Annotated in this window: 10 protein-coding genes; 4 read left to right on the top strand and 6 right to left on the bottom strand. The window is 46.2% G+C overall.

What is annotated here, in order from left to right:
- Nucleotides 1-82: 82 nt before the first annotated feature.
- A complete protein-coding gene (locus tag ACRBG0_RS16030; RefSeq protein WP_431487881.1) occupies nucleotides 83-1,087 on the top strand; it encodes an NAD(P)/FAD-dependent oxidoreductase in 1,005 nt (334 codons plus the stop codon).
- Between the two features lie 101 nt (nucleotides 1,088-1,188).
- On the opposite strand, the gene ACRBG0_RS16025 is transcribed toward ACRBG0_RS16030, so the two are convergent.
- Together ACRBG0_RS16025 and ACRBG0_RS16020 are read right to left on the bottom strand one after the other, a co-directional pair.
- On the bottom strand, nucleotides 1,189-2,415 hold the full coding sequence (locus ACRBG0_RS16025) for a M20/M25/M40 family metallo-hydrolase (RefSeq protein WP_431487880.1): 1,227 nt from the start codon (nucleotides 2,413-2,415) through the stop codon (nucleotides 1,189-1,191).
- An 89-nt stretch (nucleotides 2,416-2,504) separates the two neighbouring features.
- Nucleotides 2,505-3,251 carry a LytR/AlgR family response regulator transcription factor gene (locus ACRBG0_RS16020; protein ID WP_431487879.1) on the bottom strand — a complete coding sequence of 249 codons (747 nt, stop codon included), beginning with the start codon at nucleotides 3,249-3,251 and terminating at the stop codon, nucleotides 2,505-2,507.
- A gap of 116 nt (nucleotides 3,252-3,367) precedes the next feature.
- Between ACRBG0_RS16020 and ACRBG0_RS16015 the strand changes: the two genes are divergently transcribed.
- The 3 genes from ACRBG0_RS16015 to ACRBG0_RS16005 all read left to right on the top strand — a co-directional run bounded on the left by ACRBG0_RS16015 (nucleotide 3,368) and on the right by ACRBG0_RS16005 (nucleotide 7,424).
- The gene (locus tag ACRBG0_RS16015) at nucleotides 3,368-5,437 is read left to right on the top strand and encodes an ATP-binding protein (RefSeq protein WP_431487878.1); all 2,070 of its coding nucleotides are present in this window, start codon (nucleotides 3,368-3,370) and stop codon (nucleotides 5,435-5,437) included.
- A 121-nt stretch (nucleotides 5,438-5,558) separates the two neighbouring features.
- On the top strand, nucleotides 5,559-6,905 hold the full coding sequence (locus ACRBG0_RS16010; protein WP_431487877.1) for a WG repeat-containing protein: 1,347 nt from the start codon (nucleotides 5,559-5,561) through the stop codon (nucleotides 6,903-6,905).
- 51 nt (nucleotides 6,906-6,956) lie between these two features.
- On the top strand, nucleotides 6,957-7,424 hold the full coding sequence (locus ACRBG0_RS16005; RefSeq protein WP_431487876.1) for a DinB family protein: 468 nt from the start codon (nucleotides 6,957-6,959) through the stop codon (nucleotides 7,422-7,424).
- Nucleotides 7,425-7,820: 396 nt separating this feature from the next.
- Here the strand turns inward: ACRBG0_RS16005 and ACRBG0_RS16000 are convergent, their stop codons facing one another.
- The 4 genes from ACRBG0_RS16000 to ACRBG0_RS15985 all read right to left on the bottom strand — a co-directional run.
- Nucleotides 7,821-11,138, bottom strand: coding sequence for a T9SS type A sorting domain-containing protein (locus tag ACRBG0_RS16000; RefSeq protein ID WP_431487875.1), 3,318 nt, complete (start codon nucleotides 11,136-11,138; stop codon nucleotides 7,821-7,823).
- A gap of 1,038 nt (nucleotides 11,139-12,176) precedes the next feature.
- Complete coding sequence (locus tag ACRBG0_RS15995) at nucleotides 12,177-15,224, bottom strand: aminotransferase class III-fold pyridoxal phosphate-dependent enzyme (RefSeq protein ID WP_431487874.1); 3,048 nt, start codon at nucleotides 15,222-15,224, stop codon at nucleotides 12,177-12,179.
- Nucleotides 15,225-15,296: 72 nt separating this feature from the next.
- Entirely contained in the window at nucleotides 15,297-16,895 is a 1,599-nt protein-coding gene (locus ACRBG0_RS15990; RefSeq protein WP_431487873.1) for a hypothetical protein, read from the bottom strand.
- Between the two features lie 336 nt (nucleotides 16,896-17,231).
- Nucleotides 17,232-17,469 (bottom strand): hypothetical protein (locus ACRBG0_RS15985; RefSeq protein ID WP_431487872.1); only part of this gene is annotated, 238 nt, incomplete at its 5' end.

The raw sequence follows: 17,469 nt of genomic DNA, 5'->3' as shown, positions 1-17,469 counted from the left end.
TATTAATTTTGCGCAATACTTACCGCTTCATTACACAGAAAGGTCAAGTACTATGTACCTTTGCACCCCCAAAGTAGAAGGAATGATTAAGACAGACATACTTATTATTGGCGCTGGCCCCGTAGGTTTATTTACCGTATTTGAAGCTGGACTACTAAAGCTTAAATGCCATCTGGTTGATGCTTTACCTCAGGTAGGCGGGCAATTGTCGGAGATTTATCCCAAAAAGCCTATCTACGACATACCCGGCTTCCCCTCTATTTTAGCTGGTGAACTGGTGGACAACCTGATGGAGCAAATTGCTCCCTTCAAACCAGGCTTCACCTTAGGTGAACGCGCCGAAAAGATTGAAAAGGTAGGCGATAAGATGTATCGGGTTACGACTAGCAGGGGGACACAAATAGAAGCCCCCGTCATCACCATCGCTGGTGGGCTTGGCTCCTTTGAGCCGCGCAAGCCGCCTATGGACAACCTAGAGCTATTTGAAGACAAAGGTGTGGAGTACATCATTCGTGATCCAGAACTTTACCGCGACAAGCGAGTAGTTATTGCAGGAGGTGGTGATTCGGCCCTTGATTGGACTATCTTTTTGGCAGATGTCGCGGAAGAAGTCACACTCATTCATCGTCGCACAGAATTCCGTGGAGCACTGGACAGCGTGGAGAAAGTACATGATCTGGCGCAAGCCGGGAAAATTTCATTGCTCACCAATGCCCAAGCAATTGGATTACGTGGTAATGGCCAATTGACAGATGTGGTCATCAAGCATAAAGAGCAAGGAGAATTGGTCAAAGCTACCGATCACTTTATCCCTTTATTTGGTTTATCACCAAAAATCGGCCCTATTGGAGACTGGGGGCTCACCGTTGAAAAGAATGCTATCGTTGTCAACACGGAGGATTATAGCACCGGTGTGCCGGGTATTTATGCCGTTGGTGATATCAATACTTATACTGGGAAATTGAAACTGATCCTTTGTGGTTTTCACGAAGGAACCCTCGCCGTACAATCAGCTTTTAAATACATTTATCCTGATCAGAAGCTGAGCTTTAAATACACGACGGTAAATGGCGTGAATGGGTTTTAATTTTCTGATTACATCATTTTTTACCACATAGACACATAGCGTTTTTTAAAACAATGCGAACCCCGAAAAGTCAAACTATGTGTCTATGTGGTGAAATCCGTTTAAAACGTTACTTCTACTTCCATTTCTTCCTCGCCACGTAAGATTTTCACGTTTGTAGACTCTCCTTTCTTGAACTTGGCAAGACCTTCCATGTAGTCGTAAATATCCTTTACTTCTACATCTCCGATCTGCATAATAACATCACCGCCTTTTAGTCCAGCTACCTGACCAGGGCGGCCCTCAATAGCGCTGTCGATACGCATTCCGGTGCCTCCGTAGACATAATCGGGCATTACTCCCAGCGTTACTTTGAAACTAGCTGCCGAGCGCCCATTGTCTTCATTCTTTGTTTCCGTAAACTCAAGACGGCCTTCGCTATCCAGTTTTTCGATCAGTGCCAGCATGTAATCACTGATAGACAATATTCCAGAATAATTGATTGTAGCAGGGTCATCAGCAGGTTTGTGATAGTCGCTGTGTTGGCCAGAAAAGAAGTGCAGTACAGGAATATTTTGCAGATAAAAAGAGGTATGATCAGAAGCACCTACTCCCGATTCGGTAGTTTTGATACTAATACCACCAACTTTTACCTTTTCCAAAGCGGGAGTAAGTGATGGAGACGTTCCCACACCATTGACCACCATTACTTTCTCCTCATTCAATCGACCCACCATATCCATATTCAACATATAGTTGACAGTACCAAGGTCAATGGTAGGGGAAGCTACCCATTTTTTAGAGCCTACCAGCCCCAGTTCTTCCCCGGAAAAGCCCATAAAGAGGTAATTGTTATTTCCTGCGGCGCTGTTATCTTTCAAACGGCTAGCAAGATAAAGGAGAGCGGCGATCCCGCTAGCGTTGTCATCAGCACCATTATGAATAGCAGGCTCACCTGCATGTAGCGAACCAAATTCTCCATATCCAAGGTGGTCATAATGCGCTCCGATAACTATTGTATTTTCCGCACCATTATCAAGATATGCGACTACGTTGCGGCCAATTCTTTCTTCACCAGTTTCCGCGTGAGGGTTAGACTTGTAGGTCAACTCAAACTCGTGGTACCAACTACCGTTATCCCCTTTGGGTTCCAAACCTATTTGTGCAAACCGCCAAGCAATGTATTCGGCTGCCATAAGCTCGCCTTTTAATCCCGTCTCCCGGCCTTCCAGGTAATCGGAAGCAAGGTAAACAACATCGACCTGTGCTTGCTGCAGTGGAATATTAACCTGAGCACTAGCGGTCACCAAAATCGACATCGTAGTTGTCAAAAAAATACCTTTAAGCATAGTTTCCTGTTTTTGTGGCCACAAAGATCAACCTTTCACACAAAAAATGAAAATACGCTTAGTAATAATAGTTTCAAAAAGGCACTGGGCTAGCCCAATTTAGAAATGTACTCCATCACCAAGGCTTTGCGTCGAACACTCACAGGAATCTTTGTTCCTTCATTCAAAAGCAGATAGCCGCCATCGGTTTTGATAAAATCCGTAATAAACTGCGGGTTTACCAAATGAGACTGGTGTACCCGGAGGAAGTCATGCTCCTCCAATAAGTCAGTAAAGCTTTTTAAGGTTTTGCCTACCAGAATAGGCTTCTGTTTAGAGAGGTGAAAATTGGTGTAATTACTTTCAGCTTCCAAGCGAATAATTTCTTTGATTTCTACTAGCTGAATACGATCTTGAGCATGAAGGGCTAATCGTTGAGGTAAAGTAGGTCCAGCTTTACCTGCCAATTGTAACAATTGCCGTTGGGGCTGCTGCCTACCTAATTGTTGTTCGGCTTTTCCTACCGCTTCTTTTAGTAATTCAGAATCGATAGGTTTCAACAGATAATCGATCGCTGCATACCGGAAGGCACGAATGGCTTGGTCATTTAAGCCTGTAGTAAAGATCACATTACCCGGCCACTCGCCCATAATATCCAAGAGATCGAACCCGGTACCATCAGGGAGTTCAATATCCAGAAAAAGAAGGTCAGGCTGAAGTTGCCTGAGGAGTTTAGCTCCTTGAACAACGGTATCGGCAGAAGCCAACACCTCCACTTCCGGACAGTGAGCTTGTAAATATTGCCGCAATTGCTTTTCGGCTGCTGGCTGGTCTTCAATTATTATTGCTGTCAACATAAGCGAAAGATAACAACTTTGAAAGTTAAGAAAGCCGTCTTTTACCTAATATATGTGAGTAATTCCAACAAAATTAGCGTTCTTTCGTACACCATCATAATCAATCCATTTCCTTTATGGGCCTTCCCCTGAGGTCGTCATTAAATCGACAAATTCTATCCTGGCTCTTAATTGCACTTGGCGCGTTGGGAAGTTATCTCCTTGCCCGGCAATACCTGCCTATCCTATTTTGGTTTTCAGGCCACTTACTTAGCCTCGTTAGTATTCCTCTACTCGACAAGCCACTTAAGGACGAGGGAAAAAAATGGAAAAAAACAATCCCTGGATTCATTGCTGGAGGCGCACTACTGGCCCTCCTTGTTGCAACACAATGGGCCACCCGGTCGTCTACGGGATGGCGGGGCTTTCTCCACCTCACTGATTTACCGCTCACCGTTTGGGGCAACATCCTATCCCTGATTCCTTTGATGCTTGGTATTTGGCTATTGAGTTTACGAAAGATTCAACTATTACAAGGGTATTTCCCTGATCGGCGGGTACGATTATTATTGTTGATAGGTGCTAGTTTGTCGATAGCCCTAGTGGCTTATCTCCCTCCATTGGGAATGCAATTCCTGCCCCTTTTCTTAAGCCTGATCATCTACCTTATTACGCTCGATATTTATCTGGAAAACGACCGTACCAGCATGACCTGGTTATTGGTTTGGCTGTTACTTATCAGTTTATTACTGGCTGCGTTTTCTTATCAACGCAGTCTTAGTATTGATCAACAAACCCATGAAGCTATTGCCCAAGATATTGTTCGAGCAGGAGCGCCTGATTCCACCCGACAATATCACCTAGAGTTTCAATGGGATACCCTCTCCCCTACTTCTGCTCCAGCCTTATTGCCCGATGAATTACAGAATATCCCAGCAGGAACCGGCCAATTACACAGCACCAAGGAAAGAAACGACTGGGTTTACCGCCAGCAAAACGGACAAGACTACGTCATTGTAGGAAGAAAAGCCGCAGGTTTTCGCCCTCCTTTGGCTTTAACTTCTGTGCTTTTTCTATTCGGACTCACTTACTGCCTCTGTCTACGTGGTTTTGCATGGTGGTTGGGGTATCCTTTTAAAAAATGGCTATTACCTCTTTTTGGGCCAAGTTCCCTCAAGGTAAGGGTACAGTTGTCTTTCTTTGTAATAGCACTGGTCGCACTCATTCTCGTAGCTTGGTTTACCATTGACTTTTTCAAAGACCAACCAGAGTTTTTGAGCAGTTGGCTAGAGCAGCTGCTGAGTTTGTATATCTTCCTCTTACTGATTGCAGGTGCCTTGGGAATTATTTTGGCCAATAGTATCAGTGACCCTATCGTACAAATAGGCAAAAAACTAGGAGACACCAGGTTGCAAAACAATGAACCTCTACAGTGGCCTCGCGAAGACGAAATAGGAAAACTCGTAGCTAATTACAATCAAATGATTGTCGACCTCGACAAGAGTGCTGCTAAATTGGCCGCAACAGAACGAGAGAGTGCCTGGCGGGAAATGGCCAAACAAGTTGCCCATGAAATAAAGAATCCTCTTACACCAATGAAGCTTCAGCTGCAGCAACTTTTGCGTCTGGAGAAAGAAGATCCCGAAAGAGCGAGGGAATGGAGCAAGAGGGTTGCGGGTTCGATCATTGAACAAATTGACGGCCTGGCGCTTATCGCTACCGAATTCAGCAGTTTTGCCCGTCTCCCCGAAGCCAATGCTACCACTTTTGATCTCTGCAAACTGGTGCAATCGGCCTACGATCTTCATTCCGCAGGTAAAACCAGCGGCCAACTTTCGCTAAGCCTGCCTGAAACACCAGCCATGGTATTTGCAGATAGAGATCAGTTACTTAGAGTTCTCAATAATTTAATCAGAAATGCCGACCAGGCCCTTCATGACCAACAAGCACCACATATTGATATCCGGTTGGAAGCTTTGGTTGATTTTCATCAATTGACGATAACCGATAACGGAACGGGGATTCCTCCACATATCCAATCAAAAATATTCCAACCCAACTTCACTACCAAATCATCTGGTATGGGGCTAGGACTGGCCATGTGCAAAGCCATCATTGAGCAAGCAGAAGGGACGATAGATTTTGATACTAAGATTGGCGAAGGGACTGTTTTCAAAGTAACTTTACCTAAGGTTATTAATCGCTAAGCCTATACGCTATCACATAACATTCAGTCTCCTATTTGATAGACAAACATCGTGATTGATGGAAACGAGGAAACAAAACCTTCTTTTCTATCTTTGAAACATCTTTGGTCAATCATTTGCTATGTACAATCCATATTTCCTAGCGGGAATGTTCTTATTAGGCCTATTGTTACAACCAATAGTAGCACTTTCTCAATCAGGAAGCTTCGGTCTCATTGATACGACGGGCCAAGTCGTTATTCCTTTTGAGTATACTTCTCTCAGTCACCCATTCGACAACAGGATCGTTGCTTATAAAGATGGCCTTACAGGTGTTTTTGACACACAAGGAACACTCATCATTCCTTTCGACACCCCCCATATATCCAGCTTTGACCAAGGCATGGCAACCTATTCTACAGGACAAAAATGTGGCTACATAGACACCAGTGGTACAATTAAGGTTTCGGTGACCTATGATCGCTGTAATCCTTTTATTGACAGCCTAGCCTGGGTAGGAAAAAACACGGAGGAAGGCCTACGATATGGCGTAGTAAACAACCAAGGGCAACTCATCATCCCCTGCATTTATGAGCAGGCTGGTTCACACTTGTATATGAATGACTTATTCAAAGTAAATCAACAAGGTAAACATGGCTTAATTGATAGGCAAGGAAATCAAATAACATCGATTAAATATAGTGAAATAGGCACCTTTTCAGAAGGGCTGCTTCGTGTAAGAAAAAACGGATTATTCGGTTTTGTTAATAGTACAGGAGAGGAAGTTATCGCCTGTCAATTTCAACGTGCAGGATATTTCAATAATGGTTTGGTGTATACACGCAATCAACAAGAGGAAGTGTATCGCGACCGAAAACTAGCAGCTGTAATAAATATTACAGGATGGAATCTTCTAACTGGTTTTTCGGAAGATGGGTTGGCTCAATTCAAAGAAAACGAGCTTATCGGTTTTCGTAATCGCCTTGGAGAAGTGGTCATCAAGCCACAGTATGACGTTATTAGCGCACTAGAAAATGGGCGATCAAGAGTCGTTAAAAATGGCTACAACGGAGTGCTCGATGCTAATAAAAATGTTATCATCCCCATAGTCTACCATTCCATCGGTGCCGATAGTGATGGCATTATCATCGCCCGTAAAGGTGATCATTATGGCGCATTGGATACCGTCGGAAAAGTAGTTATTCCATTTATATTTGAGTATATTGAGAGGTTTCGAAATGGCCAAACATATTCCTTGGCCAAAAATAATGGTGCATATGGTGTTATTGATAAACAAGGAGAAACCCTCATTCCGTTCAGTTACAAAAACGTTCCCGACTTACGCTTTCCTTATGGACTCTGTCCTTTTGAAAAAGAGGGTAAAATGGGTTACCTTAATTTGCAGGGCGATGTCGTTATTCCTTTTGAATACCTTACAGCAAGGGCCTTTTCTGACTCTGGTGTAGCGATTTGTAAAAAGGCTGATTAAACGTCAACATCCGTTAAACAATGATCAACTAACTAGATATTCCAGACAATCATGGCTTCACCAACCCAGCTTGCAAAACAATTTCGCGAAGTATACCTCAACGGCGACTGGATCGCAAAAACGAACCTAAAAGCCGAAGTGGAGGATATGGACTGGAAACTAGCTACTACTCCTGTCGGAAAATTAAACACTATAGCCCTTCTTGTCTTTCACATGAACTACTATGTAGCAGGCGTGCTTCAGGTACTCGAAGGAGGCACACTGGATATTAGAGACAAATACAGTTTTGACGCCCCACCCATCCAATCTCAAAGCGAATGGGAGGCACTACTCAATAAGGCGTGGCAAAATGCTGAACAGTTTGCCATCAAAGTCGAACAATTGACCCAACAACAATTGCAAGCCCCATTCGTGAAAGAAGAATACGGCACCTACGAACGTAATATTGATGCCATGATTGAGCATGGATATTATCATTTGGGGCAAATTGTACTACAGAAGAAGATCTTGGAGGGGTGAGGCTTATTGGCCAACGCTCTAAAGTCGTAAAGAGACTCGTGTTAGTAAAGTCGCCACTAGGCACTAAGCGTACAGAGACAAAAATGACTTCCTGAGGAGACGATTAGTTAGTGGCGATCTACAACCTTGTGTGAATACATCAATGTATTTATACAAATAAAAGCAAGCGCACTAAAATGGGAGCGGGGTATTTATAGTCTACCAAGGTAGGATAGAACACAGATTACCTACGGTGATCGTCGCAAGCTCCTCAGCGTTTAACGGATCAGGCAGATTTTTACTGCTATTAAATCTGTGTAAATAAAAAAGCCGCTGAAGAATAACGCTTCAGCGGCTTTCCTAATACTTCTTTTCATCTTTCCCGTTCAAGGCAAAGAATGATAGAAGAACGCCCTTTTACTGCTTCACAATACGTACCAACCGTGCTACACGATCGTCGAGGAAGCGTACAAAATACACACCATCCGGGTAAGCATAAAGCGAAAGAGAGCCAATGTAGCGGCCATCATACTGGGTCAGTTGCGACTGGTACAAGAGGCTACCTTTTCCATCATACACCTGTACAGGCAGGAAAATAGTATTGGTCTCCAATCCAGGAAGTTCAATTTGGAAGACGCCCTCCGTTGGGTTAGGGTAAACCAAGATCGGAGTTCCTGAAATCGTGGTTAGGTTATCGGTGGAGATAATCACATCTAGCATGATGCTTACATCCACAGAGCAACCAAGTGCATCCTCAATCGTCAGCATGTAGTCACCAGCGCTCAGGTTATCAAATAATGGCTGATCTTGGCTATTGTTGCCCAATTGGTAGGTATAAGGTGGCACACCGTTCACGACCAATACTTCAATCTGCCCATCACTTGCTCCCACTTCGGATTCTCCCATTACGGTAGCAGTAGAAAACTCTAACGTACAGCTAGCAATAGTCGCCATTTCGGTGTAAGAACAATCACCCGCACTCAAGATCACTATCTCGTAATCACCCGCTGCTAAGCCTGTGAAGAAATTCTCTTCTTGAAAAGTCATGCCACCATCGACACTGTATTCAAAAGGGCCAACACCATCTGAAGCGATAATTAAGATAGTGCCATCTTCAACTCCTGGTGCCGAGGTTGGTGCGACCTCCACATCACCGGAAAGGGTACAGACATAGGTGGCACAGAAATTATTAGTTTCGCTAAAGCCAAAATTGCCATCGCTGGTCAATAAAGGCAAGCCTTCTTCATCAGTAATTTCATAATTGCCTTGTCCGTACTGGCAGCAGATACCATCACCATAAGAATCGAACATCGTAAAGACATAACAGGCGTCGGGGTCAAGGCATAATCTTTCGGTCTCCAGCGTAGACTCCTCTGAATAAGGACCACCTTCGTAAAGGACTTCTCCATTTTCATTAGCCAACTCCCAAGTAGTTTCATCAGGGTATTCATCTGTAAGGATACTCAATGTGGCCTGAATACCATTTAGGAGTGCCTCAAAATCACGGCTAAAGCCATCATTCTCTGGACGTTGATCTGGCGAACCATTAGGCATCGTAGCCGCTACATCCAAGGTATTGAGTCCATTAATAGCAGTCGTAATCGTAAGATTGATAATGGTAAACTCGCCGCTGGCAAGGGCTCCTTCCCACATGATAGGATCAAGTGCTGTGCCATTTAAAACAGGAGTAACCAACGAACTGGTTAAAGTGTCTGTTCCCAGATTAGTAAGTACCAACTGAACCGTAACCTCACTACCACAGGATATTCCAGCATTGGTATTAATACCTGTTATAGCTGCATCAAGGCGTGGCAAATGGCTCACAACAACGTCAAGTGTGTCGTTACGAGGTTGGTCATCTCCTTCGGTATGCACGAATATTGTGAAGGGATAATCACCAACTAAGGATAAATCTTCCGTTGTTCCGAAGGTATGCACATATGTACTGTCAGGAAACAGCGTGAGCATCAGGGTATCAATCACAGCAGCATTGCCATTAAAAACATAGCCAACACTAAAGTTTTCCAAGGTATCTAAGCCTTGATTGATGACTTCCATTTGGATAGTCTCCGTAGCCGTAAGGTCAGGAGCCGTCAGCGGACTGCTCAATGCCAACGGGGTAAGATCCGTGGTATCCTTGCGTAAATCAAAAGCTACAATACGGGTACGTGAACCATTAGGGCCAGCGTATTCGGTAGTATACCAAAAAGTACGATCATTGATAGGATCAATAGACATGTGTGCATAATCGCCAAAGCGAGTTCCTGAATTAATAGTGCTCTGCCCATCTACGACATTATATTCCTCAAAGGTCATTTCTCCTAACGGGTCGTTTGCACGGCGGCCAGTAAAGCGGACACCTACGTAAGTGTCTTCGCTACTCACGTTGTACGCCAAGCCGATATTGCCGTCGCTGTCCATGGCTATACCTCCCATAAAGCGGTGCAGGCCATCATCTGGTGCCCAGGTTCCTTCTTGATAAACAGCCCAATCTTCGCCTGGGTAACGACGAATTTCCGTCCAACGAATCCCAGAAAGTTCATTACCATCAACATCGGTCATAAAGTTCATTACCATCGTTTCGTAATCGCCAAAATTGCGATAGATTGTCTGGTTCATGATAACTTCCGGAATACCGTCCAAGCCATTGCCGCCCAGCTGCGGGATACAAGCAAAACCACCACCTGCAGCGGCACAAGCGTACGCATCGTAGGGGCTCGTCACAACACTGGTATTGGTAACCTCGGTCAGGTCAGGATCATCCCAATTGAGTTTGATGCTGTACACCTCAATCGCATCCTCTTCATTGCCACTCCAGGAAGAATCGTTAAGGGTAACAATCAATGGCTCATCACTAGGTTGATCTGGCCCTGTCCAATCTACTGGTGTAGCAACAGTGAAACCAGATTCTGTATTCCCTGTACCGGGTAGGCCTATCCGCTGAATAGGAACCATAGCAGCACCATCCAAGATTGCTTGCCGATCAATAAAGTAAGCATGCAGCGTATTCGTTCCGCCTTCATTGGTTGTTACCGAATAAGCATTGCCCCAAATACCATACTTAGGGTAATCGGGAAAACTGGGAGTAGAAAAGCTATAGGCATCCCACTCTCCTAGCGGATCATCCGTAGCAGAAATAGCTACTAAGAGGCGGTTACCATTGGGAAATTCTGTAATCAACCAACGCTCTGCCTCTTGATCATAAAGAACAATAGGGTCACCTGCTGACGAGAAACCAATGCTACTCCAAATAGTATTGGCAGCAAAAGAAGTGATAATATTTCCTTCCTTATCGTAAACGCCCAATTGAGTAGCATTTACAGCCTGAAGGTAGTGGTTGCGGCCCACATCTCCGGACGGATCATGCGGCGAAGAGCCTGTAACAAGGCCATTGATATTTACCAAAGGCTCTGCGAAATTAGTCCCTCCGGTAATACTGGTTTGTCGGATAAGATCAGGCCCAATGTATTGTCGCTCAGGAAAGAGGACGGCTTGCTTACCACGTCCTTGAAAGTTCTTGGGTACCGAACGAGGTTTCTTACCCATTTTCCGGCGTTCCGGATCGGTTGCAGGCACCGGAATCAAGGTCCTCACTGCTGGAATATGCCCTAGATATTCCGCATAGGTCTGCTCTACGGTAGCATCAATTTTTTGAGCAGAAGTGTTGTTTTGAGCGAGGGCCAAATTAGCCCACAAAAGTCCTGCCATCAGCAAGACCATACTAGTCTTAGTCATATAATGAATAGTTGATAATATTTGGCGTCGGGAGGTAACAGGCTGTAGCTGTTTACAAATGCGAAGCTAAAACAATTGTGGCGGGTCTTCAATACACAAAGGGGAGATTTGTCTTTTGGGGAACGGAAATTGTGGAAACAAGCAAGTTTTGTATTGATTTTTTTGGGCCATGCCGGTAGTGGCGTTGCTGGGCAAACGCCCCTACGGCACCAGGCTATCCGCTGCTCCGTGAGTGCGGGCTTGAAACCCGCCCCTACGGAGCAGCTCCTATCCTTTGGCCTGCTCCTCCGTCCGCCGAGCTTCAGGCGCTGCCTTCCGCATCAGTTATTCGGGAATTGAGCCTGCCGCTACCCTCCCACTTCGCGGGGTGAGCTCAAGGCATAGAGAAGAGAGTTGATCGCACCAATGCAATCATACAGCCGATTTTTGCGCCAATCGTACCAGTGCGATCATACGATTGGGACACATCTAAAAAAACACCTCTATGATGTGGAATATTGACAAAAATGTTAATTTATAACGTCATCGCTCATGTTAGTTTCCGAACTACCCCGACCTTCTTGGTCGGGATTATAGGAAGCTGGTCTTCCGACCAGTAATCAAGATTAGCCCATTTTACGCTGGTCAGAAGACCAGAAAGATAAGGTATCGTAGTCTGGAGACTACGACAAGCCTACATAATTGAAATGTGTCCTAACCGCAGCGTGCGATCATACAATTGGCGCAAAATTATTAAAGAGATAGGGCGTCAAAGACAGGCTACAACCCGGGCTTTACGAACATATTATTCAAATGGAGAACCCACCTCCTACCCTCTGGGCCACCTCCATCAGAGCGGTTACCCACCCCCGGCTTTGCGAGTCGACCCCGCCAGCGAGGTACATGGGCGGGCCGTGGCCCGTAGAGATTTGGCGCGCAAGGCGGAGCCTGAAGCGCGGGGCGCGGAGCGACCAAGGACCAAGGATGGGCGGACCGCAGGGACAGACAGCCTGGTGCCCAGGACCGCGAGGGACGAAGGCAGGGCCCATAACAGGCATTTTACACCTGCATCTTGTTCTCTTGCAGTACGACGCGCATATTCTCTAAAAGGAAATCTGCATTTTCTTGAGAAAAACACATTGGTGGTTTAATTTTCAACACATTATGTAAGGGGCCATCGGTGCTCATGAGGATGCCTCGTTGGCGCATACGATTTGCCAAGTGGCTGGCTTGCTGGGCTGCGGGTGCCTGCGTTTCCGGGTCTGTGATCAGCTCGATACCTTGAAAAAAGCCGGGGCCGCGAACATCGCCGATGATCGGAAAGTCCTGTTGTAACGCGAGTAACCCTTGCCGTAGATGAGTGCCTACCTGCTCAGCGTTGTCCTGAAGGTTTTCTGTCTTGATGACCTCCAACACCGCACGACCGATGGCACAGGAGACGGGGTTGCCGCCGAAAGTGTTGAAAAACTCCATGCCATTAGCAAAAGTTTCCGCTACTGCTGGTGTAGTAACCACCGCCGCCAGCGGATGACCATTGCCAATGGGTTTGCCCAACGTAACAATGTCTGGCACGACACCTTGCAGCTGAAAACCCCAGAAGTGCTGCCCTACCCTACCGAAACCTACCTGAACTTCGTCGGCGATACACAAGCCTCCGGCGGCGCGCACCATTTGGTAAGCTGCGGAGAGGTAGCCTTGCGGCAAAACGATCTGCCCACCACAACTGAGAATGCTCTCGGCAATGAAGCCGGCAATGTTACGCCCCTTAGATTGTACCTGATGAATGGCCTCCTGAATATGATTGGCGTACAGCTGGCCCGCTGTATGCGGATCACGGTAGCGCCCACGAAAAGTGTCCGGCATGGGTACGATATGGGTATGCAAAGGAGCCCCCTGGCCACCATGGCCATCAAACTTGTAACTGCTGATGTCAATACAGGCCCCAGTGTTGCCGTGATAGCCAACCTCTATAGCGATCATATCTTGCTGCTGTGACCATGTTTTGGCCATACGTAGCGCCAACTCATTGGCTTCGCTACCAGAATTGACGAAATGCACCACCGATAATTCTTCGGGCATGGTAGCGGTTAATTCTTGGGCAAACTGCACCAAATTGGGGTGCAAATAGCGGGTATTGGTATTGAGAACAGCCTGCTGGCGCTGCGCAGCACGCACAACCTTGGGGTGCTCATGCCCGACATGAGCCACATTGTTGACGGTATCGAGGTAGCGGCGGGCATCGGTATCGTAAAGGTAAGCCCCAAAACCACGGACGATATGTAAAGGTTGCTGATAGGAAATACTCAGGCTACGGCCCAACTTTTGCTGGCGAATAGGTAAGATCTCGTTTACTGACAAGGTTGTTTTGGGCCATTGGGGCAAATCCAGATAAAACAACTGTGGATCGGGGCAATTGCTCAGCCAGGTAGCCCTTTCGTCGGGATAGGCGACGCCAGGGAAATCCTGCTCATTATCTAGCAGATCGAGAATAATTTGAAAATGGAGATGCGGTGGCCAGTTGCCGTTTTCAGGCGCAGGGCCGATGGTAGCGATTTGTTGGCCAGCGGCTACTGTTTGTCCGGCTTTGATATTCGCCAATGACAAACGGCTGAGGTGACCATAAAGCGTATAAAACGTGAGTGAATTACTGACTTTGTGTTCGAGAATAATGGTAGGGCCATAGTCGCGTTCGCCTGCATTATCGGCAATGCTAAAAACAGTGCCCGATAAGGGTGCAAAGACCGGCGTTTCGGCAGCACACCAAACATCCAAGCCCAGGTGGACGGTTCGCCACTGGGCACCGGCATTGCCCATGACTTGGTAAGCATCGGTCGTATAAAAAGGGCGCACTTCCGCATAGCCTCCAACCCCCAAATCGGCTTCGGCTTCCGCCAGTATCCGGTCTACCGTTTTGGCAAAAGACTTGATGGTGAGGAAGTTTTCGTTATTGCCTAAATCCAGGCTACCAACGCTTAAATCTAAAGGTATTGTAGACTTTCCTGCCCAAGGCATGAGAGGAACGAAGGAAGGAGAGGTCGCTAACCACTGATTGAATTTTTCCCTTTGCGGAACGGGCTCCCAGCCGCAGGCTTCCCGCAAGCGATAATGGGCCAAGGCTGGGGGAATCTTTCGCCATTTTTGCAATACTTCCCAAGCTGGTTGGGCACTGATTTGCAAGTAGCTGTTGTCCGGTTCTGCTTGCTGATTGTGGGCCGCTGAAGCGACGGTAATAAGCAAGCGAGCAGCAATCATATCGAAAAGCACCTCTACTTCCTCCTCCGCAAGCGGCTGTATCTCGTGAAAGCCCTTGGTGAGCTGGCAGGCCGCAGTGAGCGGATCAGGCAGACCCATCGCGCCGTAGGCGCAGGCGATGGCCAACTCGTTGATGAGGTGTGTATGGAGTGCATCCCCAAAGTCGATCACGCCGCAGATGATGGGATACTCCCCTTCATCATTGACCAGGAGGTTCAGCTCGTGAGCATCATTGTAATTGATTGTCGTGCGGAGTGACGCCAACTTGGGCTGAGTGTTTTTTTCAAACCTATCCCAAAAGTAGCTGGCGATTTCTTGTTGTGCCTCTGTCACAAAAAGAGGCAGGTATTGTTGAGAGAACAGGGTCTGGCTGGGGTCCCATTTATAGAAACGATGTGCCTCGGGATGATCGAAACCGGAGAGGGCACCATTGAGCAGCCCGCAGGCAGCTCCCCATTGGTGGAGCAGTTCCGGGCTGCGGGGATTGATATCATCCAGTAAGCGCCCGCTCACCCAGGATTGAAGGCGGACGAAGTGAGCGTTGCCTTCCTCGCTCGTCACCTCCAACAGGTGCTTGCCTGACAGGCTGGGAATCATGCGTGGTACAGACCAAGGGAGCTTCTGTTTGTTGAGGTGCTCCAATATAGCGACCTGAAACTCCAACGTTGCCCGTGCCGCTCCGCTGCGGCTGATTTTGAGGGTATACTCCTCCCCCGCCGGGGTTTGGAGGTAGAAGTTGAGGTCGACCTCGCCGGCGAGGGGGCGGGCGGTAACGGTGAGGCCGTAGTGGATTTTTACGAGGGCAATAACTTCCTCAAGATCACGGAAAGTATCGGCGGGCAAGTTCGTGGTCATAGCTTACTAGACATTCGTTGGAGTAGAAGGAGGCAAAGGTAGGGAATGTGAAGGACGCTATTTCCTTCACGATCACATGATAACGACTTCTAGTGTGTTTTCTTTTTTATCGTGGGTAAGGATGGTAATTTTCCCATTGGCGTTAGGCCAGATAAAGTATTTCCGCTCGCCGTGAGGCAAGGCGATTTCCTGCAAAGAGAATTCATCGTCCGTTAATGTTGTTAAGCGGATATTGGTTTTGGACTCATCCGTTTTTTCCTGATCGAAATAGGAAAAGGTGACGGCTCCTGTGTCATCTATGGTTTGGAAAATGAAGTCGAAATATTTGTTTGATAGCCTTGGTACTGGCTCAAAAGGATTGACCCTTGTGTGTTTGGAAGGAACTAGATAATTACCATGTCCATGGTCTATAGCATACGGTCTCTCCCAGGAAGTTGGATGAGCCGTCATTCTATACTCTATCTTCCGCGCATTTATATTGTAAAAAACACCGTGGGGCTTTTTGGGAATCCGTTCGACAGACTTGAGCGTCAAATCGCTTTCCATGATGCAAACCAAACCATCATTGATATGGCCTCTGAACTCAAGATCAAAGCTCTCCAAGTTTAATACGAGCTGGCCGTTGGGCAAGCGATTAATTTGGTGAAAATACAAATAGCCAATTCCTTCTATACCCGCTTTTTCGTCCTGAATCTCTTTACCAATCAGTGCTGGTATGTCTTTATAGTAATCCATTGTATAGGTCTTCAAATGACGTCCCTTACTGTTGAAACGAGCTTCGTATACGCTGTAACTGTTCGAGACCAGTTGTGCTTTGCTCTCTCCTCCATACACCAAGCCTACTATTGCAAACTCATCCTCGGTAGCCCAGGCCAAACGAGGGGCTTCTTTTGCACCCCGTAACTTGTAGGTAAAGCGTAGCTCGCCAGTTCGCAAATCATGCGCTTGTATTTGCGATTCCATCACTGCATAATTTCCTGAGATATTGAATCCCTGAGCTATTTGATTACTCAACACCAAGGTATCGTTGGACCACAAATGGCTTCCCCAATAATCGCGGTCCTCTAATTGGATTTTGCTACTGGCCCAATCCTTGGCGGGATCTTCCAGCGAGAAGAAAAGCACCTGGTGCTCGCGCCAACCTTTGATACGGAAGTTGGGTGCAGTATGTTGATGAACGATGAAACCACCAGCTACTCCGGCAATTGGAGGTTGTTGGATAAGATGATGATCCTCTGGGACTTTTTTTTTATGATAATTAGGAAAAATCAACTCAGCAGATCTTAGCTTTTGGCCTGCTTTATCGATAATTTCCAGCCATTGTTGCTCTTCATCGTCATCAGCAAATACGATTCCGAAATGGTCATCCTGTTGAGCGATACCTTTAATAAAAGATTTCTCCCCCAACCGGATGTTATAGGTCAGCACTGGTTGAAGGTCCACATCCACAATGGTAAGCAGGTGATCCATCAACTCATCGCCTTTACTTTTACTGGCTTCATTTACGGACAAGAAGTAGTAAGCTTCGGTTTTCTTCTCTTTCTGGACATACCCAATATTCCCGCTGGTGATCTCGGGAATATTTGGAATCGTGAGGGTTTGTCCAATCCCTTGAGAGATGATTGCAATGAGCAGTAAAAACGTACAAAATATCGATAATTTTTCATTCATCACAGGGCGTGTTATTGGAGTTGAAAGGTGAAATACAAGAGCATATTCGAGCAAATATACAGAGAGTATGTTTTTTACTACTTTGTCTATTGTAGATATAGTTTCAAAGCTGACGATAGGGTGAAGTCGATATTATTGGAGAACTATACTTACCGTTGTATTTTTACTGAGCGAGGTTTTAGAGATACAGCGACGTAAGGGCAACCTACGTTGGCCTGGAAGCGATCAAATGAGAAGATGATAAATTAAGGACGATGGATAAAATGTGGAAAACAGTATTCTTGATAATCTTAGGAGTATTAATTTTATACCTCCTTTTTGGTTTGTATACTGCATTCAAGCTAGGCCAGATAAATGAACTTTAATTGAGCCTTTTTGCTCACTGTTTTGCACTGTGACTCGTATCCATACAACTAAGTACACAGTTGATGTAAGCGCCACATATCTGAAGAAGAAGCCTCTATAAGACTCACAAAAAAACCAAACAACACACTGAATATCAACCATATAAACTAAGCCAGACTCAAGATCCCCTTGGGAGGGGACCCACCCGTTGCCTGAACGCCAGCCCAAT

It is taken from the genome of Lewinella sp. (assembly GCF_050633125.1).
Taxonomy (GTDB): domain Bacteria; phylum Bacteroidota; class Bacteroidia; order Chitinophagales; family Saprospiraceae; genus Lewinella.
Note: the sequence above shows the minus strand (reverse complement) of the source record. Positions and strands in the feature narration are given on the sequence as shown.